This window comes from Buttiauxella sp. B2 (assembly GCF_006376615.1).
GTDB lineage: Bacteria > Pseudomonadota > Gammaproteobacteria > Enterobacterales > Enterobacteriaceae > Buttiauxella.
In genome coordinates, this window is sequence record NZ_VEXQ01000006.1 from 124,724 (window position 1) to 147,139 (window position 22,416).

Annotated in this window: 19 protein-coding genes; 12 read left to right on the forward strand and 7 right to left on the reverse strand. The window is 48.9% G+C overall.

The genetic code is table 11. The annotated features are described in order from the left end of the window. Positions 1 to 46: 46 nt before the first annotated feature. Genes FH968_RS09515 through tesA form a run of 3 tightly spaced genes read right to left on the reverse strand, consistent with a single transcriptional unit; the run spans position 47 to position 2,389 of the window. Positions 47 to 901 carry a co-chaperone YbbN gene (locus tag FH968_RS09515; RefSeq protein WP_139878912.1) on the reverse strand — a complete coding sequence of 285 codons (855 nt, stop codon included), beginning with the start codon at positions 899 to 901 and terminating at the stop codon, positions 47 to 49. A gap of 59 nt (positions 902 to 960) precedes the next feature. Then, positions 961 to 1,731 carry an SDR family oxidoreductase gene (locus FH968_RS09520; protein ID WP_139878913.1) on the reverse strand — a complete coding sequence of 257 codons (771 nt, stop codon included), beginning with the start codon at positions 1,729 to 1,731 and terminating at the stop codon, positions 961 to 963. 28 nt (positions 1,732 to 1,759) lie between these two features. Continuing rightward, complete coding sequence (gene tesA / locus FH968_RS09525; RefSeq protein WP_139878914.1) at positions 1,760 to 2,389, reverse strand: multifunctional acyl-CoA thioesterase I/protease I/lysophospholipase L1; 630 nt, start codon at positions 2,387 to 2,389, stop codon at positions 1,760 to 1,762. Between tesA and ybbA the strand changes: the two genes are divergently transcribed. Both ybbA and ybbP read left to right on the forward strand, forming a co-directional pair. Further along, positions 2,357 to 3,043, forward strand: coding sequence for a putative ABC transporter ATP-binding protein YbbA (gene ybbA, locus FH968_RS09530; protein WP_139878915.1), 687 nt, complete (start codon positions 2,357 to 2,359; stop codon positions 3,041 to 3,043). The two genes, tesA and ybbA, sit on opposite strands and share 33 nt — an antisense overlap. Next, a complete protein-coding gene (gene ybbP / locus FH968_RS09535; RefSeq protein WP_139878916.1) occupies positions 3,040 to 5,454 on the forward strand; it encodes a putative ABC transporter permease subunit YbbP in 2,415 nt (804 codons plus the stop codon). The genes ybbA and ybbP overlap by 4 nt, the downstream gene beginning before the upstream one ends. On the opposite strand, the gene allS is transcribed toward ybbP, so the two are convergent. Then, entirely contained in the window at positions 5,431 to 6,366 is a 936-nt protein-coding gene (gene allS / locus FH968_RS09540; RefSeq protein ID WP_139878917.1) for an HTH-type transcriptional activator AllS, read from the reverse strand. The two genes, ybbP and allS, sit on opposite strands and share 24 nt — an antisense overlap. A 219-nt stretch (positions 6,367 to 6,585) precedes the next feature. Between allS and allA the strand changes: the two genes are divergently transcribed. From allA to FH968_RS09585, 9 genes are all read left to right on the forward strand, one after another. Further along, entirely contained in the window at positions 6,586 to 7,083 is a 498-nt protein-coding gene (allA, locus tag FH968_RS09545; RefSeq protein ID WP_139878918.1) for an ureidoglycolate lyase, read from the forward strand. Between the two features lie 119 nt (positions 7,084 to 7,202). Further along, complete coding sequence (gene allR, locus FH968_RS09550; RefSeq protein ID WP_139878919.1) at positions 7,203 to 8,021, forward strand: HTH-type transcriptional repressor AllR; 819 nt, start codon at positions 7,203 to 7,205, stop codon at positions 8,019 to 8,021. Between the two features lie 96 nt (positions 8,022 to 8,117). Next, positions 8,118 to 9,899 (forward strand): glyoxylate carboligase, encoded by a 1,782-nt coding sequence (gene gcl, locus FH968_RS09555; protein ID WP_139878920.1) that lies wholly within the window; start codon positions 8,118 to 8,120, stop codon positions 9,897 to 9,899. Between the two features lie 11 nt (positions 9,900 to 9,910). Beyond that, positions 9,911 to 10,687: a hydroxypyruvate isomerase gene (gene hyi, locus FH968_RS09560; protein ID WP_139878921.1), complete on the forward strand. Its 777-nt coding sequence runs from the start codon at positions 9,911 to 9,913 to the stop codon at positions 10,685 to 10,687. A gap of 84 nt (positions 10,688 to 10,771) precedes the next feature. Next, positions 10,772 to 11,650 carry a 2-hydroxy-3-oxopropionate reductase gene (glxR, locus tag FH968_RS09565; RefSeq protein ID WP_139878922.1) on the forward strand — a complete coding sequence of 293 codons (879 nt, stop codon included), beginning with the start codon at positions 10,772 to 10,774 and terminating at the stop codon, positions 11,648 to 11,650. Between the two features lie 212 nt (positions 11,651 to 11,862). Beyond that, on the forward strand, positions 11,863 to 13,326 hold the full coding sequence (locus FH968_RS09570; RefSeq protein ID WP_139878923.1) for a putative allantoin permease: 1,464 nt from the start codon (positions 11,863 to 11,865) through the stop codon (positions 13,324 to 13,326). Positions 13,327 to 13,398: 72 nt separating this feature from the next. After that, positions 13,399 to 14,760: an allantoinase AllB gene (gene allB / locus FH968_RS09575; RefSeq protein WP_139878924.1), complete on the forward strand. Its 1,362-nt coding sequence runs from the start codon at positions 13,399 to 13,401 to the stop codon at positions 14,758 to 14,760. A gap of 68 nt (positions 14,761 to 14,828) precedes the next feature. Then, positions 14,829 to 16,130 (forward strand): uracil/xanthine transporter, encoded by a 1,302-nt coding sequence (locus tag FH968_RS09580; RefSeq protein WP_139878925.1) that lies wholly within the window; start codon positions 14,829 to 14,831, stop codon positions 16,128 to 16,130. A 27-nt stretch (positions 16,131 to 16,157) separates the two neighbouring features. Continuing rightward, positions 16,158 to 17,303 (forward strand): glycerate kinase, encoded by a 1,146-nt coding sequence (locus FH968_RS09585; RefSeq protein ID WP_139878926.1) that lies wholly within the window; start codon positions 16,158 to 16,160, stop codon positions 17,301 to 17,303. Between the two features lie 57 nt (positions 17,304 to 17,360). Here FH968_RS09585 and allE read toward each other — a convergent pair whose 3' ends face one another. The 3 genes from allE to allD are packed head-to-tail and all read right to left on the reverse strand — an operon-like array spanning position 17,361 to position 20,456. Beyond that, entirely contained in the window at positions 17,361 to 18,146 is a 786-nt protein-coding gene (gene allE, locus FH968_RS09590; protein ID WP_139878927.1) for a (S)-ureidoglycine aminohydrolase, read from the reverse strand. 11 nt (positions 18,147 to 18,157) lie between these two features. Further along, complete coding sequence (gene allC, locus FH968_RS09595) at positions 18,158 to 19,393, reverse strand: allantoate deiminase (RefSeq protein ID WP_139878928.1); 1,236 nt, start codon at positions 19,391 to 19,393, stop codon at positions 18,158 to 18,160. A gap of 13 nt (positions 19,394 to 19,406) precedes the next feature. Next, on the reverse strand, positions 19,407 to 20,456 hold the full coding sequence (gene allD / locus FH968_RS09600; RefSeq protein ID WP_139878929.1) for an ureidoglycolate dehydrogenase: 1,050 nt from the start codon (positions 20,454 to 20,456) through the stop codon (positions 19,407 to 19,409). Between the two features lie 297 nt (positions 20,457 to 20,753). Here allD and FH968_RS09605 point away from each other — a divergent pair, with 297 nt between their 5' ends. Further along, a complete protein-coding gene (locus FH968_RS09605) occupies positions 20,754 to 22,415 on the forward strand; it encodes an acyl-CoA synthetase FdrA (protein ID WP_139878930.1) in 1,662 nt (553 codons plus the stop codon). The last annotated feature ends 1 nt before the right edge of the window (position 22,416 follow it).

The window sequence follows — 22,416 nt, forward strand, 5'->3', positions numbered from 1 at the left end:
TTCAGTGACTTCCCTGTCCTGAATTGCTCATTTATTAAATGAACACTTAATACAGCAACGAATAAATCTGGCGGCGATATTTAGAAGCCAGCGCGTCACCCGTTCCGAGGGCGGCGAGGATCTCCATCATGATTTTGCGTATTTGCCCATCGGCAGCACCCAGGTCTTTCTTCAGATGGGTAAACAGTAACTCCAGTGCCTCTTCATTACGCCCAACCTGATGCAGTTGCAGCGCCAGTTGGCTGGCAAGCTGTGCATTTTCAGGATCTTGCTTAACTTGCTGTTGCAGCAATTGGATCTCTGGAGTGTCAGCGGCTTGTTTGAGCAGATCAATCTGCGCGACCAGCCCCTGATAACGCGAATCTTGATCCTGCAACGGAATGGTTTTCAGCACGGCTTCTGCATCTTCGCTACGGTTCAATGTAATTTGCACTTCCGCCAGCAACAGACCAATTTCGCTGTTTTGACTGGAAAGCTGCCACGCATCTTTCAGTAACGGCAGCGCTTCAGAATGCTTGCCTTCTTGCATCAACTGCATGGCTTCTTGCGCTTTAAGCTCTTCTTCACGCGGCAATACCTTTTCCAGCAGCGCACGAATCGCTTCTTCTGGCTGCGGCCCCTGGAAACCGTCCACTGGCTGCCCGTTTTGGAACAGATAAACCGTCGGAATACTGCGCAAACCAAACTGTGAAGCGACCATTTGCTCGGCATCACAATCTACTTTGGCAAGAATGAACTGGCCTTGATACTGCGCGGCGAGCTTGTCCAGAACGGGTGTCAACTGCTCACAATGTTGGCTGCGCGCTGACCAGAAGTAGAACAAAATCGGTGTAGTAACAGATTGCTCCAGCGTCTCGTGCAGATTCGCTTCGGTAATGTCGATATTGTATGGTGCAGACATGGCTTAGCTCTCTTTTAAATATTTAACATTTACATGGGGGTTGGCTATTGGCGCTTCAACTAACCACGTAAAATTTTATCCAACATACGACCAGGCAACAGGCGGCGTAACCAACTTAAAGCATGGGCGACCAGTGTTACCGGATAGCGTAATTTCGGCTTCGGGCTCGCAAAAGCATGGCGTACTTTTTCCACTACCGCTTCCGGGCCTAGCGTAAAGCGTGCAGCGATACCCGGATTTTCTACCGGTTTGTCCGCTTGCGTCTGGTTTACGTTTTGCGAAAACTGCGTACGAATCGGGCCCGGTTCAATCAAACAGACTTTAATACCGCTGTGATGCAGTTCCATACGCAGCGCATCTGACCACGCTTCAAGCGCGTATTTGCTGGCGGCGTAGGCTCCGCGTCCTGGTGTGGCCACCAGTCCCATTACCGAGCTCGTCATCACAATGCGCCCTTCACGATGAGGCAACATGGCGGGGAGTAGCAGCATGGTTAGCTGGTGGGTGCCAAATAAATTGGTTGAAAATTGTTGCTCAAGTTGTTCGCGGGAAAGCGTCTGTAACGGCCCGTAAACGCCAAATCCACCATTATTAAACAATCCGTATAGGCGATTATCAGTCAGCTCGATAATGTATGCCGCTGCTGTTTTTATGCTTTCGGGGGAGTCGAGATCGAGCTGTACGCCGGTAAATCCGCTTTGATTCATACGTTCGACATCTTCAGGCTTGCGACACGCAGCCAGAACGCGATAACCCTGGCGCTTTAAATCTTGTGCGCAGGCAAGACCAATCCCGCTGGAACAACCTGTAATTAAGACTGATTTTTGCATAACTTTACCCGAGAGGTACCCCGATTGTTCATGAGTCGTGGTTAACTAAAGGTGCCAGACGGGAAGACATCCAGTCGGCGATAAACGGTTGAGCATCACTGTTAGGATGTATACCGTCATCCTGCATCCATTGCGGTTTTAAATAGACCTCTTCCATAAAAAATGGCACTAGAGGAATCGCAAACTCTTTGGCAAGCTGCGGATAAATAGCGCTAAAAGCTTCATTATAACGACGCCCGTAGTTTGCTGGCAGGCGTATTTGCATCAGCAATGGTTGAGCGTTTGCTGCTTTCACATCGCTGATTATCTGACGCAAGCTTTTTTCGATGGCTTGTGGCTGAAAACCGCGCAGGCCGTCGTTGCCACCAAGTTCAATTAACACCCAGCGAGGCTGATGTTGTTTCAGCAGTGCCGGTAACCGTTCCAGCCCTTGTGGCGCGGTGTCGCCACTAATACTGGCGTTCACGACTTTAGTATTTTGCTGGTGCCATTTCGCATCCAGTAAGGCAGGCCAGGCCGCAGTTGCCGACATTCGGTAACCGGCGCTCAGGCTATCGCCCAAAATCAACAACGTGTCCGCATGTGCGGCGCGAAAGGTCATCAAAGCCAGAAACAGGAAGGGCAAATGCCAGCGGAAAACATTGTTGAAGTTCATCATCTTAGTAAATCCGTAGGAACTGGGGAACATCAGCTCTCCATCCTTACTGGAGTTGAGCTGGTTGTCAAACCGGCGCAGACCATTGCGCTAATCGGTGAATCAGGTTCGGGGAAGTCTACACTACTGGCGATTCTGGCAGGGCTTGATGACGGCAGCGAAGGGGAGGTTCACCTTTGCGGGCAGCCACTACATAGCATGGATGAAGAAGCGCGAGCCGCGCTGCGGGCAAAAAGCGTCGGTTTCGTGTTCCAGTCATTCATGCTGGTTCCCACGCTCAACGCGTTGGAAAACGTCGAACTTCCCGCACTGCTGCGTGGTGAAAACGATGCATCAAGCCGCACGCAGGCCAAAGTATTGCTTGAACAGCTTGGCTTAGGAAAACGCCTGGATCACCTTCCGGCGCAGCTTTCAGGTGGTGAACAACAACGTGTCGCGCTGGCCCGTGCTTTTAATGGCCGTCCTGGCGTTTTATTTGCCGATGAGCCAACCGGCAATCTCGACCGCCACACGGGCGATCGTATTGCAGATTTACTCTTCTCTTTGAATCGTGATTTCGCCACCACGCTCATCCTTGTGACACACGATGAACAGCTCGCTGCCCGCTGCGACCGCCGCTTACGTTTGCGCGAAGGCCAATTGTGGGAGGAAGCATGATTGCCCGCTGGTTCTGGCGCGAATGGCGCTCACCATCGTTATTGATTGTCTGGCTGGCGTTGAGCCTGGCTGTGGCGTGCGTTCTGGCGCTGGGCAATATCAGCGATCGAATGGAGCAAGGGCTGAACCAGCAAAGCCGTGACTTTATGGCGGGTGACCGCGCGCTGCGCAGTTCGCGTGAAGTCCCACAAGAATGGTTGGATCAGGCAAAAAAAAACGGTCTTAAAGTCGGCAAACAACTGACGTTCGCCACCATGACGTTTGCCGGAGATACTCCACAACTGGCATCGGTAAAAGCAGTGGATGATGTATATCCGATGTACGGTCAACTCGATACCGACCCGCCAGGGCTTAAACCAGAGCCCGGAAGTGTGCTGTTGGCACCGCGTTTAATGGCGTTGCTGAATCTTAAAGTCGGCGACATGCTTGACGTTGGTGACACCACACTGCGCATTGCAGGTGAAGTCGTCCAGGAGCCAGATTCGGGTTTTAACCCATTCCAGATGGCTCCGCGCTTAATGATGAATTTGGCTGATGTGGAAAAAACCGGTGCAGTTCAACCAGGTAGTCGCATCTCATGGCGTTATAAATTTGGCGGCACGCCGCAACAGCTAGAGCAATTTGAAAAATTTGTTCTGCCAAAACTCAAGCCGGAACAGCGCTGGTACGGCATGGAACAAGATGACGGTGCGCTGGGGAAATCACTTGAGCGCTCACAACAATTCCTGCTGCTTTCAGCACTTCTTACGCTGCTGCTTGCAGTGGCTGCTGTCGCGGTGGCGATGAACCATTATTGCCGTAGCCGTTACGATTTGGTCGCTATTCTGAAAACACTCGGAGCGGGGCGTGCCGCGCTTCGTAAACTAATTATCGGTCAGTGGTTGATGGTATTGGCGTTGGCGGCAATTACGGGAGGAGCCGCCGGGTTGCTATTTGAAGCGGTGCTGATGCGCTTGCTTAAACCGGTATTGCCCGCAGCACTGCCGCCCGCGAGTTTGTGGCCATGGGTGTGGGCCATCGGTTCTATGGTGGTGATTTCTCTGCTGGTGGGTTTGCGTCCTTATCGTTTATTACTGGCAACACAACCGCTACGCGTTTTGCGTCGTGATGCGGTGGCAAATGTATGGCCGCTGAAAATCTATCTGCCGATTATCGTGATAGTGGTGGTGGCGTTGTTAGCTCTGCTAATGGGCGCAAGCACGCTGCTGTGGGCGGTACTAGCAGGAACGGTCGTTCTGGCCGTACTGTGTGGTGTTGTCGGCTGGGGTGTGCTGAAGCTGCTCAAAAAGCTGACGCTGAAAAACCTCGCACTGCGCCTGGCGGTGAACCGGTTGCTGCGCCAGCCATGGGCAACGTTAAGCCAACTGGCTGCGTTCTCGCTGTCGTTTATGTTGCTGGCGTTATTGTTGGTGCTGCGCGGGGATCTCCTCGACAGATGGCAACAACAACTGCCGCCAGAAAGCCCGAACTATTTCCTGCTCAACATTGCTACTGAGCAGGTTCAACCAGTGAAAGAGTTTTTGGCTGAACACCAGATTATCCCGGAATCGTTCTACCCGATTGTGCGTGTTCGCATGACTGCGATAAACGGTAAGTCTACTGAAGGCAATCCTGATGAGGCACTTAATCGCGAGCTAAATCTGACGTGGCAGAGCCAAAAACCGACGCATAACCCAATCCTTGCAGGCACCTGGCCACCAAAAGCGGGTGAGGTTTCGATGGACGAGGGTGTGGCAAAACGCCTGAAAATTGAACTGGGCGATACCGTCACATTTATGGGAGATACCCAGGATTTCTCGGCGAAAGTATCCAGCTTGCGTAAAGTCGATTGGGAAAGCCTACGTCCTAACTTCTATTTTATCTTTCCACCAGGTGCTCTGGATAATCAGCCACAAAGCTGGCTGACCAGTTTCCACTTAGAAGGTAAAAATGGGGTACTAACACAGCTTAACCGTGAGTTCCCAACCGTCAGTTTGCTGGATATTGGCGCGATTTTGCGCCAGGTAAGCCAGGTGCTGGATCAGGTAAGCCGGGCGCTGGAAGTGATGGTCGTGCTGGTCACGGCTTGCGGTATCTTGCTGTTGCTCGCTCAGGTTCAGGTAGGCATGCGTCAGCGCCATCAGGAACTGGTAGTTTATCGCACACTGGGTGCTGGAAAACGCCTGCTGCGCACTACGCTGTGGTGTGAGTTTGCGGTACTAGGTTTGGTTTCCGGGCTGGTTGCCGCGATTGGTGCTGAAACGGCGCTAGGTCTACTGCAAACTCAGGTGTTTGATTTCCCATGGGAGCCAGACTGGCGTTTGTGGGTGATTTTGCCGGTTAGCGGTGCGGTGCTGTTATCGATTTGTGGCGGATGGTTAGGTGTGCGTTTGCTGAAAGGCAAAGCGCTATTCCGCCAGTTTGTTGCGTGAATTTAACGGTGCTATAAATCCCGTAATGGTGCTGGTGTTGTCCTGAAACAAACGGACAATTTCCAGCGCCGCTTTCCCTGTCTGCTCTTTATGCCAGGCCAGACTCAGTTGAGACGGCGGGCGCATTGCTGGAATCATTCGTGCCACGAGATCGCCACTTTCCAGGTAACGTTGGCACAGAGAACGCGGTAAAAAACCAATGCCCACGCCTGCGAGATGTGCCGCGAGTTTGGTTTCCAAATCAGACACCTGAATTTCTTTTTGCCCCGTCAGTCGCCAGGCCACACGCTTGGTTATGCGCCGGGCGCTGTCTTCAATATTTATGGCTGGATATTGCCGCAGCCTTACCTCGGTCAGCATCGCCGTTTCCTGAGCCAGCGGATGATTCGCCGCCATCACAAATACCCAGTCAATTTCCCCTAGCGTATGTATTTCTACCGTATCTGAAAGCGTTTCGGTCCCTGAAACACCAATGGCCAGTGCAAAATCATCGTGAAGAAGTGCATCCCATACGCCCATATAAATCTGGCGTGAAAAGGTGAATTGTGTCAGGGGGAATTGAGCCACAAGGTGTGCCATTAGCTGCGCAACAGCATGCGGGGCGTATAGCAAATTGTTGATGACGATATTAACCTGCCGCTCAACGCCATCATTAATCTGGCGCAGTTCACCGGGCATCGCGTCTAGCCAGGCAAGCCATTCACGCGAACGTTCCAGAAGGTGCAACCCTGCAGGTGTCAGCAATACGCTGCGGGTTGTACGATTAAAAAGAGGCGCGCCAGTGTTCTCTTCGAGCAGTTTTATACGGTAGCTAATCGTCGCCGTTGTTTTATGTAACCGCTTTGCTGCGTCTGAAAAACTGGCCGTTTCGGCGACGGTCAGAAACGTACGGATCATTTCTTGATCTAACATCGCGTTCTCCTTGAACTCTTAATGTTTTCTTATCTTGCTGATTTGTAATTATATTTACAGATTAACCTTAATAATGATGTGGCACACATCTCTTTTTTGGAAAAATATTCCAACTTAATGTTGATCCAGTGAAGGGTTAGGATTTAGATTGTCTGCAGAAGGTTGCTGAGCTACCAGGCAGAGCAACAATAAGGATTGAAAATCAGCAAGGAAAAGTAGATGAAACTCAAGATATTACCGCTTACTCAGGACGCATTTGCGCCTTATGGCGATGTAATCGAAACGCAGGGTAAGGATTTTTTCCATATCAATGATGGGCAGACCGAGCGCTATCATGACCTGGCAAAAATCGATGTGATTGAACAAATCAGGCCACTGATCAGCATTAATCGCGCTCAGCCGCTCGATTTTCCTCTGACGGTAAAACTGCTGGAACGCCACCCGCTTGGCTCACAGGCCTTTGTACCGATGAACGGTGAAGCTTTTCTCATCGTTGTCGCTCTGGGTGATGACAAACCTGAACTGACCACGTTGCGTGCATTTTTCACCAATGGTCTCCAGGGTGTGAATTACAACCGTAATGTTTGGCACCATCCGTTATTTGCATGGAAAACAGTGACTAATTTCTTAACTGTTGATCGTGGCGGCCTGAATAACTGTGACGTGGCCGAACTCCCATTTTATGAGCTTGAACTTAGTAAGGATCCGGCGCATTAACGGGACAAAAACCGTGACGCTTCTGGGTATCTTTCATAAGATGGCAGCGTTTATTCATGAACGCTGCACGCTTCCTGAAACGTTTTTACTGACGAACAGGCGTGGGAGATAAAAGAAGTATGACTGAAGTAAGACGCCGTGGTCGGCCAAGCCAACCGGAGTCGGGAGCGCAAAAAGGTGCCCAGGCCCTGGAAAGAGGGATTGCGATTTTGCAATACCTGGCAAAAGCCGGAGGGAGCTCCTCAGTGACAGACATTGCCGAGACTCTCGAACTTCCGCTCTCTACGACCTTTCGATTACTGAAAGTGCTTGAGAACGCAGAGTTTATTTATCAGGATACTCAGCTTGGCTGGTGGCATATCGGACTTGGGGTATTTAATGTCGGTGCGGCTTACATCCATAATCGGGATGTATTGTCAGTTGCCGCGCCCTTTATGCGACGCCTGATGCTATTGTCTGGCGAAACAGTGAATGTCGCGATTCGCAACGGCGGCGAAGCAGTACTGATTGGACAGCTTGAATGTCAGTCGATGGTGCGAATGTGTGCCCCGCTAGGCAGCCGCTTGCCCCTTCACGCATCCGGTGCTGGGAAAGCGCTGCTCTATCCGCTGATGGAAGAAGAACTGATGGATTTGATTGTTAAAACCGGTCTGAAGAGTTTTACTCCAGGTACACTGGCCGATTTGCATCAGTTAAAGAAAGACCTGATATTGTCGCGTAAACGCGGTTATATAGTTGATAAAGAAGAACATGTTATAGGTCTTAACTGTATCGCTTCAGCGGTTTACAACAGTGCAGGTGATGTCGTTGCGGCTATCTCCATTTCCGGCCCCAGCTCTCGTCTTTCACCAGAACGTTTTGACAGCCTGGGTGAATTGGTCAGAGAAACGGCAAAAGACATCAGTACCGCTCTTGGACTGAACGCAGTTACACGTTAATAGAAACTATCCCACGCCAGTGCGCGTGGGATTTTTTGAATTATTTTTAATGTTGGAAAAATATTCCAACAATGACATGCGAAAAGGAATAGTACCATGGCCAAAATGAGAGCCGTTGATGCGGCAATGTATGTACTGGAAAAAGAAGGCGTTACTACGGCCTTTGGCGTACCGGGAGCAGCAATCAACCCCTTCTATAATGCGATGCGCAAACATGGCGGAATCCGTCACGTATTGGCGCGCCATGTGGAAGGTGCTTCACATATGGCAGAAGGATATACCCGCGCCAAAGCCGGGAATATTGGCGTGTGCCTTGGCACATCTGGCCCTGCGGGCACAGATATGATCACCGCACTTTACTCAGCTTCCGCCGACTCGATTCCTATCCTTTGCATCACCGGTCAGGCACCACGCGCTCGTTTGCATAAAGAAGATTTTCAGGCAGTTGATATTGAATCCATCGCTAAACCGGTCAGCAAAATGGCGGTAACGGTACTGGAACCAGCGCTGGTTCCACGGGTGCTTCAGCAAGCTTTCCATTTAATGCGTTCCGGTCGTCCTGGCCCTGTACTGGTGGATTTGCCATTTGATGTTCAAGTTGCCGAAATAGAATTTGACCCAGACAGCTACGAGCCATTGCCGGATTACAAACCCGCGGCTTCCCGCAACCAAATTGTAAAAGCTTTGGAAATGCTGATGCAGGCCGAACGCCCGGTGATTGTTTCGGGTGGCGGTGTGATTAATGCTGATGCATCGGAACTTCTACAACGCTTTGCGGAAATTACCCAAGTTCCGGTGATCCCAACGCTGATGGGCTGGGGAACTATTCCTGACGATCACGAACTGATGGCGGGTATGGCGGGTCTGCAAACGTCACATCGTTACGGCAATGCCACACTGCTCGCATCCGACATGGTGTTTGGTATCGGCAACCGTTTTGCTAACCGCCATACCGGTTCGGTAGAGAAATATACCGCAGGCCGTAAAATCGTTCATATCGATATCGAGCCTACGCAAATTGGCCGTGTGTTGTGTCCGGATCTGGGCATCGTTTCTGACGCCAAAGCCGCACTGACGCTGCTGGTTGAAGTGGCTGAAGAACTGAAAAAAGCGGGGCGCTTGCCAAATCGTCAAGCATGGGTGGCGGATTGCCAGCAGCGTAAACGTACTCTACTACGTAAAACTCACTTCGATAACGTGCCGATTAAACCGCAGCGTGTCTACGAAGAGATGAACAAGGCATTTGGCCGTGATGTTTGCTACGTCACCACCATTGGTCTTTCACAGATTGCGGCCGCACAAATGCTGCACGTGTTTAAAGACCGCCGCTGGATTAATGCAGGGCAGGCCGGTCCGCTGGGGTGGACAATCCCTGCTGCGTTAGGTGTGAGTGTTGCTGATCCGACCCGCGAAGTGGTTGCCATCTCCGGAGATTACGACTTCCAGTTCATGATTGAAGAATTAGCCGTGGGTGCGCAATTCAATATTCCTTATATCCATGTGCTGGTGAACAATGCTTATTTAGGCTTAATTCGCCAGTCGCAACGTGCTTTTGATATGGATTATTGCGTGCAGTTAGCGTTCGAAAATATTAACTCGGAAGAAGTCAACGGTTACGGCGTCGATCACGTAAAAGTGGCGGAAGGTTTAGGTTGCAAAGCGATTCGCGTCTTTAAACCGGAAGATATTGCCCCTGCACTTTCACAGGCCAAAGAGCTGATGGCGAAATACCGTGTGCCAGTGGTAGTGGAAGTTATTCTTGAGCGCGTAACCAATATTTCCATGGGTAGCGAACTGGATAACGTCAATGAATTTGAAGAGATTGCAGAAAGTGCCGCCGATGCGCCGACTGAAACCTGCTTCATGAAATACGAATAACGGAGAATACCATGCTACGTTTTTCAGCTAATTTATCGATGCTGTTTCTGGAATACGACTTCCTTGAGCGTTTTGACCGTGCCGCTGCGGCCGGGTTTAAAGCGGTGGAATTTATGTTCCCTTATGGTTATAGCGTTGCGGTGCTGCAAGAAAAATTAAAGTCCAACGGGCTTGAACATACTTTGCATAACTTGCCGGCCGGTGAGTGGGAAAAAGGGGAGCGAGGCATTGCGTGCATTCCGGGGCGTGAAGAGGAATTCCGTAGCGGCGTACAGGCGGCAATTCTTTATGCAAAAGCGTTGGGCAATAGCAAAATCAATTGCCTGGTAGGGAAAACGCCGCAAGGCGTAAGCGCTGAAACTGTCCATCAGACACTGGTCGATAACTTGCGTTATGCCGGAAATGAATTGGCAAAAGAGGATATTCTTCTGGTGCTTGAAGCGATCAACCATTTCGATATCCCTGGTTTCCATCTCACCGGTACGCAACAGGTTTGCGATTTAATCGACGAAATTGGCTGCGACAATATTCGTGTGCAATATGATATTTATCATATGCAACGCATGGAAGGCGAATTAGCCAATACGCTGATGCGCTGCTTGCCGAAAATTGGTCATATTCAACTGGCAGATAATCCAGGCCGTGGCGAGCCAGGCACCGGTGAAATTAATTATGACTATTTGTTTTCACTGATTGAAAAATCAGATTATAACGGTTGGGTTGGTTGCGAATATAAACCACGCACTACCACTGAAGAAGGTATTTCGTGGATTAATCGCTACCGCTAATTATATTAATTAAACAGGCAGTAAAAATGCTCAGAACTGGGCAGGGGAAACTATTGCCTGAATTAACTTAACAAAGGAAATAAAATGAATCTGGGATTTATTGGTTTAGGGATTATGGGCACGCCAATGGCATTACGTCTGGCAAAAGCTGGACATAAACTCTATGTCACAACGATTGGCCCTATTTCGGAGGAATTGATTACCCTGAATTCTGAAAACTGTGAAAACGCGTGTGAAGTTACAGAAAAATCTGACGTTATTTTTATTATGGTACCAGATACGCCACAGGTTGAAATGGTGCTATTTGGGCAAGGTGGTTGTGCGCAAACATCGCTGAAAGGAAAAACGATTGTCGATATGAGTTCCATTTCACCTATCGAAACCAAGTGTTTTGCAAAGAAAGTAATTGAATTGGGTGGCGATTACCTGGATGCACCGGTTTCTGGTGGTGAAGTGGGTGCACGTGAAGGTTCATTGTCAATCATGGTGGGTGGCGATGAAGCTGTTTTTGAACGTGTTAAACCTCTGTTTGAAGTGCTGGGTAAAAACATTACGCTGGTGGGCGGTAACGGTGACGGACAGACTTGTAAAGTCGCCAACCAAATTATTGTTGCGTTGAATATTGAAGCGGTTTCGGAAGCCTTGTTATTTGCTTCCAAAGCGGGTGCAGACCCTGCCCGTGTCCGCCAGGCATTAATGGGGGGCTTTGCTTCTTCACGTATTCTGGAAGTTCACGGTGAACGTATGATTAAACGTACTTTCGCGCCGGGCTTTAAAATTGCGCTGCATCAGAAAGATTTAAACCTGGCATTACAAAGTGCGAAAGCATTGGCTATTACATTACCGAATACAGCGACGTGCCAGGAGTTATTTAATACTTGTGCTGCCAATGGTGGTAGCCAGTTAGATCACTCAGCTTTAATTCAATCTCTTGAGTTAATGGCGAATCATAAAATTTCTTAATCATATAATAAGACCGTAAAATTCGTCGGGGGGATAAGTTCAACGTCATTCGCTGTGGTTTTCATGTTATTGAAGCAGTGGTGTTAATCTTATTCTCCTTACGTCTTAATAATAAAATAGCACTTGATGTATTTGTTTTTTTATTCGTTATTTTTAACGTTCCGAACAAGCTAAGCCCATCAGCGTTGTCATTACGTGTGTAAGAGGTATGTATGGAAACATTGGAACAGAAACAAAGAGAAATTTATCGTGCCAGGGGCTACAGTGATGATCTTCTTCCAAAAGAAAAAGATAAACGTACCTGGAAATCATTTAACTATTTTACCTTGTGGATGGGGTCAGTTCATAACGTTCCTAATTATGTCATGGTGGGCGGGTTCTTTATTCTTGGTCTGTCGACGTTAAGTATTATGTTGGCCATTATCCTGAGTGCCTTTTTCATCGCTTTTGTGATGGTGATGAATGGTGCGGCAGGTACAAAATATGGCGTGCCTTTTGCCATGATATTACGTGCCTCATACGGCGTTCGTGGCTCACTGTTCCCGGGTATTTTGCGTGGTGGTATCGCTGCAATAATGTGGTTTGGCCTGCAATGCTATGCCGGTTCGCTCGCTTTCTTAATCCTGATAGGCAAAATCTGGCCCGCATTTCTGACATTGGGCGGTGATTTCAATCTACTTGGATTAAACCTCCCTGGCCTGATTGCCTTCCTGCTTTTCTGGGCAGTTAATGTGGCAATTGGTTTTGGCGGTGGCGGTGTGCTGAACAAATTCACAGCGGTACTGAACCCGTGTATCTACATTGTCTTTGGTGGGATGGCTATTTGGGCTATTTCACTGGTTGGCATCCAGCCGATTCTCGATTATGTCCCGGCAGGTGTACAGAAAGCAGAAAATAGTGGTTTCTTATTCTTAGTCGTTATTAACGCTGTTGTTGCAGTATGGGCGGCACCCGCGGTGAGTGCTTCTGACTTTACCCAGAATGCGCAAGGCTTCCGCCAGCAGGCATTAGGGCAAACTCTTGGGTTGGTTGTCGCCTACATTCTGTTTGCAGTAGCTGGTGTCTGCATTATCGCCGGAGCGAGCATTCATTATGGAGTTGATACCTGGAACGTTCTGGATATCGTACAGAAATGGGATAGCCTATTTGCTTCTTTCTTTGCCGTGCTCGTCATTTTAATGACCACCATCTCCACTAATGCGACCGGTAATATTATTCCTGCTGGTTATCAGATTGCGGCCATTGCACCGACCAAACTGACCTATAAAAATGGCGTGCTAATTGCCAGTATTATTAGCCTGTTGATTTGTCCGTGGAAGCTCATGGAGAACCAAAATAGTATCTATTTATTCCTTGATATTATTGGTGGCATGTTAGGTCCGGTCATCGGTGTAATGATGGCGCATTACTTTATTGTTATGCGTTCGCAAATTGATCTCGATACTCTTTATACCAAACCTGGTGATTATAAGTTTTATGATAATGGATTTAACATCACGGCATTCTCCGTCACCTTAATTGCGGTTGTCGTGTCGTTGGGTGGAAAATTCATTCCTTTCCTTGAGCCGTTATCTCGTGTTTCGTGGTTTGTCGGTGTTATCACAGCCTTTGTTTTGTATGTGTTATTGAAGAAGCGAGATGTTGCAGGCATGACAACAGAGCAGAAGGTTGCCTGATTAGATTAATTAAACTCTGTGTTAAATAAAATTTTGTATTAAAAAACTCTATATTTATATAAGGAATATTTTATGTCTTACGATCTCATTATTAAAAACGGTACCGTTATTTTAGAAAATGAAGCACTGGTAACGGATATTGCAGTAAAAAACGGAAAAATAGCAGCCATTGGCAACGACCTGAGCGGTAGCGAAAAAGTAATGGACGCGACGGGTCTGGTAGTTGCACCAGGTATGGTCGACGCTCACACCCATATTTCTGAACCAGGCCGTACTCATTGGGAAGGATATGAAACTGGCACACGAGCGGCGGCAAAAGGCGGCATTACGACCATGATTGAAATGCCGCTTAACCAGTTACCTGCAACAGTTGACCGCGCCAGCATCGAAATGAAGTTCGATGCCGCTGCCGGTAAGTTAACTATCGACGCCGCACAGCTCGGTGGTCTGGTTTCTTATAATCTCGATCGCTTGCACGAGTTGGATGAAGTGGGTGTGGTTGGCTTTAAGTGCTTCGTGGCGACGTGTGGTGATCGTGGCATTGATAACGATTTTCGCGATGTAAACGACTTCGAGTTCTTTAAAGGCGTGCAAAAGCTGGCCGCAATGGATCAAGTGGTGCTCGTGCACTGCGAGAACGCCCTGATTTGTGATGAGCTAGGCAAGGAAGCTAAACGTGAAGGTCGTGTGACCGCTCATGATTATGTCGCCTCACGTCCGGTGTTTACCGAAGTGGAAGCGATTCGCCGCATACTTTATCTGGCAAAAGTTGCGGGTTGTCGCCTTCATGTTTGCCACATTAGTAGCCCAGAAGGGGTCGCTGAAGTTACGCGCGCACGTCAGGAAGGCCAGGATGTGACTTGCGAATCCTGCCCGCATTACTTTGTGCTGGATACTGACCAGTTTGCAGAAATTGGTACGTTGGCAAAATGCTCGCCGCCAATTCGTGATGCTGAAAATCAGAAAGGCATGTGGGAAAAATTGTTCAACGGTGAAATCGACTGCCTGGTTTCTGACCACTCACCATGCCCACCAGATATGAAAGCGGGCAACATCATGCAGGCGTGGGGCGGTATCGCTGGCCTGCAAAGCTGTATGGATGTGATGTTTGACGAAGCGGTGCAAAAACGCGGCATGTCATTACCTATGTTCAGCAAATTAATGTCCACCCGCGCGGCGGATATTTTTGGTCTGCAACACAAAGGGCGTATTGCCCCAGGAAAAGATGCCGATTTCGTGTTTATCCAGCCGAATTCTTCTTACGTGCTGAAAACTGAAGATCTGGAATATCGTCATAAAGTCAGCCCATACGTGGGGCGCACAATCGGGGCTCGCATCCTGAAAACCATCCTGCGCGGTGAAGTTATTTATGACATAGAAAGCGGATTTGGCGCAAAACCAGTCGGTAAATTCATTCTTAAACACCAGCAGTAATTGTTAATCTCCGGCCGCGTTCGTCTTTGACGGGCGCGGCCTTTCGACGTTGATCAAGGTATCTGGTCATGAAGGGTTTGCATCTTAGTCGGGATAACTGGCTATCTGGCTTTCAATGGTTCTTCTTTATTTTCTGCAATACGGTGGTTATCCCTCCAACCTTGCAATCGGCTTTTCATCTCTCGTCTGCCACTACCTTTATGCTGACACAGTATTCGTTTTTGACGACGGCTGTGGCTTGTCTGCTACAGGCTGTTTTTGGGCATCGCAGAGCATTGATGGAAGGGCCGGGGGGGTTGTGGTGGGGCACAATGCTGACGCTTGCTTTGGCCGAGTCGGCCCAGGGAACACCGCTCGCTTCGATTGGCGGTAGCCTGGTGGTTGGTATTGCGCTTGCGGGGGCATTAACGGTGGTCATCGGTGTCAGTGGTCTTGGCCCTTTGCTGGCAAAATTGTTCCGCCCAGCCGTGATGGTCGTGTTTATGTTTTTACTCGGTGCACAGCTCACCACTATCTTTTTTAAAGGTATGTTGGGGCTACCATTTGGGGCGGTAAGTGGCCCGGTAAATCTTAACGGATCTATGTTTGGCCTGGCCGTCGCAGTGGTTATTTTTATCGTCGCCTTTATTACTATCCTCCCACTGCATATCGGCAAATTTGCTGTTTTGCTTGGCACAATACTGGGTTGGTTTATTTACGTTTGTTGGTTTGGTTCGTCCTCACAAGTTGCAAGTAGCTCGCTCTGGCAACTCTTTCCGCTTGGCGCGCCAGAAGATATTCGCCCGGGTATTGTTATCACCGCTGTTCTCACCGGCCTTGTGAATATTTCAAACACCTTTGGCGCGATACGCGGCAGTGATACGTTTTACGGCAATGAACCGGCATCGGCTGCATTGTATCGGCGGAGTTTTATTGTCTCCGGTGTTGTTACGCTTGCTGGCGCACCGCTTGGTGTGGTGCCGTTTTCTCCGTTTGTCTCCTCAATTGGCTTGATAACCCAAACACGCGACGCCACCCAGCGTGCGTTTATCGTTGGCAGTTTGCTGTTTCTTGTTATCAGTTTGGTTCCTGCGTTCACCCGCTTTTTCTGCGCTATTCCTCTGACCATCAGCAGTGCGGTAATGCTCGTCGCCTATTTGCCGCTGCTCTGGTCGTCGTTCTTATTTGTGAATTTAACGTCGCTTAATGCGCGAAATATTTACCGCATTGCCATCCCGCTTTTTTGTGGTGTTTTTTTGATGGGCATACCCGGTATCTATTTGCAGCAACTGCCACTGCTAGTGCGCCCGTTGCTCAGTAATGGCTTGCTAATGGGCGTGCTACTTGCGGTGGCACTGGAAAACCTTTTTCCCTGGGATCGCGTGAAATAACGCGTCTGTTTTTTTAAGGATGAAATAATGAAAATTGTTATTGCACCGGACTCTTTTAAAGAAAGCCTTAGCGCAGAACGCACCGCACAGGCGATTAAAAAGGGCTTCAAAGACATATTTCCCCATGCCAACTATATTTGCCTGCCCATTGCCGACGGAGGAGAGGGCACGGTAGATGCGATGATTGCCGCCACAAACGGTAAACGCGTTGAGCTAAATGTTACCGGCCCACAAGGCACATCGGTTGCTGCATTTTATGGTGTGACGGGGGATGGACAGACGGCGGTGATTGAGATGGCTGCCGCCAGCGGTTTGATGCTTGTGGAACCGGAACAACGTAACCCGCTGCTGGCAACCAGTTTTGGTACCGGTGAGCTAATAGGGCATGCTCTGGATGTGGGGATCCGCCACATTATTCTCGGAATTGGCGGTAGTGCGACTGTCGATGGTGGCGTGGGTATGGCGCAGGCGTTGGGTTTTCATTTTTACGATGAGCACAATAACGAACTGCCTGCCGGTGGGGGCGGATTAGTTTCTCTTACACGAATCGACAGGCAACACCACGATCGGCGTCTGGAAGCGTGCCGTTTTGAAATCGCTTGCGATGTCGATAACCCTCTAACGGGAGCACTGGGTGCCGCTGCGGTATTTGGGCCACAAAAAGGGGCGACGCATGAGATGGTGGCTCAGTTAGAAAAAGGGTTGGTAAATTATGCCGCTGTACTCGGTGTAGAAACTGGGTGTGACATCAATGCGATTATCGGCGGCGGGGCCGCCGGTGGAATGGGGGTTGCCGCGCAAATTTTCCTCGGCGGTACAATGAAACCGGGAATCGACATTATTATGGATGCTGTTGGGATGGATGTGGCACTGGAAGGTGCAAATCTTGTTATTACCGGTGAAGGCCGCATCGATAGCCAGACAGTGGGTGGCAAAGCACCGATAGGCGTGGCAAGAGCCGCCCAAAGGCACGGGGTTCCCGTTATTGGTATCGCGGGTGTGTTGGGTGAAGGGAGCGAGATTGTGCATCAGCACGGTATTGATGCGGTCTTTAGTATTTTACCGCGCCTTGCTCCGCTCTCAATGGTGCTCTCGCAAGGTGAAATAAACCTTCAGCATTGCGCACGTAATATTGCTCAAGTCATGAAGTTAGGTCAGGTGTTAGTCGACTGACGAAAAAAGGCCACGGTATTACCCGTGGCCAACCGACTAGCTAAGAAAAATGGGTACTTAAATTTCTACATCACGATTGCAATCTTTTGAATAAATATAGCTGAAAGCTTCATTGCGCCCGACGCCATAGCCCGCCTGTAATGAATAAGCGCCCATAAAAATGTAATCGCCTGTTTTCACGGGTATCCATTCGTTATCGAGATTATAAACCCCCTGGCCGCTGAGAATATATGCACCATGTTCCTGAACGTGAGTTTCGATATAACCGTGTGAAGCACCTGGCGCGAAAGACAAAATGTGCATGTTCATATCAAAACCGAGATCTTTGGGCAGGAAATCTTGCAAAATGACGTCGCTCATACCTTCGTATTCAATGCGTTCGAGTTGATTGACATTGCCGCTAACCACATGCGCTTTATGACCAACGGCAGGAATATAACGACGCTTATACAAGAACAAACGGCTGTATTGTTTACTACTATTGGTAAAGGTCATCACAGTATCGGCTGGGCAATACAAGTAGCCACCCTGCGATAAGGTAAAGTTCTGCGAACCTGCGCTGGCTTTAATTTCACCGTCAATCACGTAAACAAAGGTTTCTACACCGTTGCCACCAAAACCGCTTTGATTGCCACCTTCCTGATGTAATGTCACCAAATAATCCACGAAAGTAGCACCCAGTTTTGGGGTGGATAAAATAGTTACATCACAGTTTTCGAAACCAGGAATAATGTTTTTTACCAGACCATCTGGGGTAATTAAGGCGTAATTTCCCCGTTTGATAATTGAACGGGATGCCAATAAATCGCTAATATAGCCAGTGTTGTTATTAATATAACCCATGTTGATTTTCCTTATTCTTTATAAGCTAGTTCATAAAGCATTAGCGCAAGTGTTTTCACGCCAGCCGCCAGATCGGTAATGTGTGTATCTTCCGCCGGGTTATGGCTGATGCCACCGATGCTCGGCATAAAAATCAGGCAAGTTGGAATAACAGGTGCAAATATTTGCGAATCGTGTCCGGCACCGCTGTGCATCCGGCGATAATTAATCTTTCCGGACTGACAAAGTGTTTCCAGCTTACCGACCAGTTGAGTATCCATTGGCACTGGAGCTTCATCCATCCATAAATCGATATCGATACCAATATCCATTTCATCGCAGATACGGTGCATGTCACTTTCTAACTGCTCAGTAAATTGTTTGAGCGCGATGGCGTCAGTGTGGCGGCAATCGATAGTGAAACACGTTTTTCCCGGCACCACGTTTACGGTATTCGGTTGTGGTTCAACTTTACCGAACGTTAGCACCAATGGATCGCCTGCCGCATTAGCTTTGGCGATTGATTCGCAGCAAATGCGACTAAAAGCATGAACAGTGTCGCGGCGATAACTCATTGGCGTACTGCCCGCATGATTTGATTCACCGCTGAGCATCACGGTATAACGACGCTGACCGACAATCGCTGTTACCACTCCAATTGATTGCTGATGGGTTTCCAGAATTCGCCCTTGCTCGATGTGTAATTCGACAAAGGCTTTTATGTCGCTACGTGCCTTGAGTGGCGCATCTGCAAGTGTAAAACCGCAGGCTGCCATGGCATCAATAAAACGCACGCCTTTTGCATCTTCAATATGGCGCACATCTTCGGGCTCAGCTTTGCCGAGAATATTTTTGCTGCCCCAGAAAACGTAAGGGAAACGGCTACCTTCTTCTTCTGCTAGCGCCACCATTTCCAGGGTGCGTAATGGTGCACCGTAAGTTTTATTCAACCAGCGAATAGCAAGCCATGCCGCCAGTGCGCCAAATTGCCCGTCAAGACGGCCGCCATTAACCACTGTATCAATATGTGAGCCGCTCAGAACCACTTCATTCGGATAACGCTGTCCGGTAATACGACCATATAAATTACCTACTTCATCAAAACGAGTTTCTAATCCATCTTGCTGCATACGCAATTTAAATTGCTGTTGTGTTTCCAGCCACAGTGGTGAATAAAGTAAACGCGTTATTCCCCCAGTGGGATCGGCTCCTATTGACGAAAGCCAGGGTAGAACATCTTCAATATCAGCCTGAAATGAATTCATCATTAATTATCCTTAATTATTGCGCGAAAGGATTTTTAGTTTCATAAGAACGGGTATACAGCGCATCGGAAACTAAATATTCATAAATATCGTCAACAATATCGATACCTTCACGGTCGGTAGTTTGTTCATAAATATCGAGGTTTTGTCCTGGATAATAAACCTGAGAGAAGGCTGGTGCCGGTGTGATGGCGTTGAGTTGCTGCATCGTCTGGGTTAATGCACGGCGGAAATATTCACTATCACCGAAATATTCGGGATTAATCACCAGGTGGAGCTGGCCAAGATTACGGCCGGCGCTCAGGTCGTCATACATAGAGGTCACTTCTTTGCCAAACGGCAGGCCAAGTAGGATGCCGGAAAGTACGTCAATCATCATCATCAAACCGTAACCCTTGGGCCCGGCGGCTGGAAGCAGCGCGTGTACTGCAAAGGGGTCGGTAGTGGGTTGGCCGTTTTTATCAACGGCCCAGGTATCCGGAATCGTACTGTTATGTGCCCGAGCGTCGAGAATTTTGCCCCAGGCCTGCACGGTGGTCGCCATATCAAAAGTGATTATATCGCTGTTTTCCCCTGGTGCAGCAAAGGCTAGAGGATTCGTGCCATAGTAGATCTCTGCGCCACCAAAGGGGACGACCATTGGGTCGGACTGGCATACGGAAAGCCCAACCAGCCCAGCTTTTGCAGCCATTTGTACAAAATAGGAAAGTGCCCCGCTGTGCCCCATGCTGCGAATGCCGACCACAGCCACACCGTTTTCCTGCGCCATATTAATCGCGTGTTCCATGCCGAGTTTCGCCATGACCTGGCCCGCGCCGTTATCGCCATGCAAAATAGCGGAGCAGGGGCCTGTTTTCTCAAAGCGAATCTCCGGGTTGCAGTTAGTGCCCCCCTTTGAAATCCTTTCAGCATAATATTCAACACGCACCGCGCCGTGGGAATGAATGCCGCGAGCATCTGCATAAACAAGCACTTCTGCCACAGTTGCCGCGTGAGCGTTTTTTAACCCGGCCAGAGATAATTTATTTTTTATAAGCTGCAGGAGTGTTTCCCGACTGATTTTCATCTGCCTTCCTTTTTCTAACATATAGAGCTTTTTCCTGGGGTAAACATACCTGTTGATAAAAGTAAAATTGTGATCTGTGTGGGCTAATTTCCATTGTTAGAATTAATTTGAAGGTGGCTATGTTTTCTGTAATTAATTTCTACTAATAATTTTTCTGTATAATATTAAATAATAAGATGGGGAATGTTTAAATTCATTTGCTAATAACACTAGCGTGATATCTATCACCTTATTATCCATTGTGAACAAATAATCTTCGTGCCATTAAACAGGCTTTTCGGTGATGAGGAATTATCAATGATTCACGCCTTTATTAAAAAAGGATGTTTTCAGGATTCGGTCAGCTTAATGCTTATTTCACGTAAGCTGAGCGAAACCGAAGGTGTTGAGGATGTCTCGGTAATGATGGGGACACCCGCTAACAAAGCGTTGCTTGAGACAACGGGTTTTTGGCATGACGATTTTGCCACTGCAACGCCTAACGATATCTGTGTGGCGATCCTTAGCCAGAATGAAGATCCAGCCATTGTACTGAAGATCTGCCAGCAACTTGATTCAGCGCTTGAAGGTGTTGGGCAAGCTAATGGTGCAGGGCAAAAGTTGGTGCAGGCGAGACGTTGGGAGAGCGCCTGTCAAAAATTACCGCTGGCTAATTTAACGCTGATTTCTATCGCTGGTGAATATGCCGCAGAACTGGCTAATCAATCATTAGATAGCGGTAAAAACGTTATGATCTTCTCCGATAACGTCTCTCTCGAAGATGAAATTGCGTTAAAAACTAAAGCTCGAGAGAAAGGGTTAATTGTGATGGGGCCGGATTGCGGCACGACAATTATCGCAGGAACGCCGCTGGCGTTTGCCAATGTCATGGCCGAAGGCAATATCGGTGTGATTGGCGCATCCGGTACCGGCATTCAAGAACTGATTTCGCAAATTGCCCTTAATGGGCAGGGTATCTCCCATGCGCTAGGACTCGGGGGACGCGACCTATCGGCACAAATTGGTGGTATCAGCGCACTTACAGCCGTTGAAATGTTAAGTGCTGATTCGCAAAGCCAGGTGCTGGCGTTTGTATCAAAACCCCCTGCGCAAAGTGTGCGGAAAACCGTCATTGCCGCAATGCATGCGCAAAGCAAGCCGGTTGTGGCGCTCTTTTTGGGGCATAAATCGGCGCAAAAACGTGATGGCAATATCTGGTTTGCCGAAACCCTCGATGACGCCGCGCGCCTGGCTTGTTTGCTTGCAAACGTGGAACGCCAGCGAGCCATGGCACCTCTTGTCGCAGGTGGCAAAATCACTGGGCTGTATACCGGCGGTACGTTGGCGGCAGAAGCAGCCATGCTGTTAGCCGAACAGCTTGGTGTAGAAGCTGATGATGAACATCATCACGGTACGATGCTGGACGCGGATGGTCATCGGGTGGTCGATCTTGGCGACGATTTTTACACCGTTGGCAAACCGCACCCGATGATTGACCCCACCACCCGCAACCAAATGATTAAAGATTTGGCCACGCAAGATGAAGTTGGCGTACTGCTGCTCGATGTGGTGATTGGTTATGGCGCGCAAGCCGATCCTGCTGGAACGCTGGTGAGTGCGATAACCGCGCTTCAGGATAAACGCCGCAAACCGTTGGCGATTATTGCGACCGTAACCGGTACCGAATCAGACCCGCAATGCCGCTCAAAACAACGCGCTATTTTGCGCGATGCCGGAGTTATCGTGATGGATACCCTGCCGGAAGCCACTTTGCTTGCAAGCAAGCTTATCCATTCTCAACCCCTTGTCACCCAACAAACCACTCACCCGTTGCTTGAATACGTTGCCGTTATTAACGCGGGATTGCGCAGCTTTGCTCAGGATTTGCAGGCAACCGCGACGCCAGTTGTGCATTTCCAGTGGGCACCTGTGGCCGGTGGAAATCCCAAATTAGCCCGTTTATTAGCCCTATTAAAGTAAG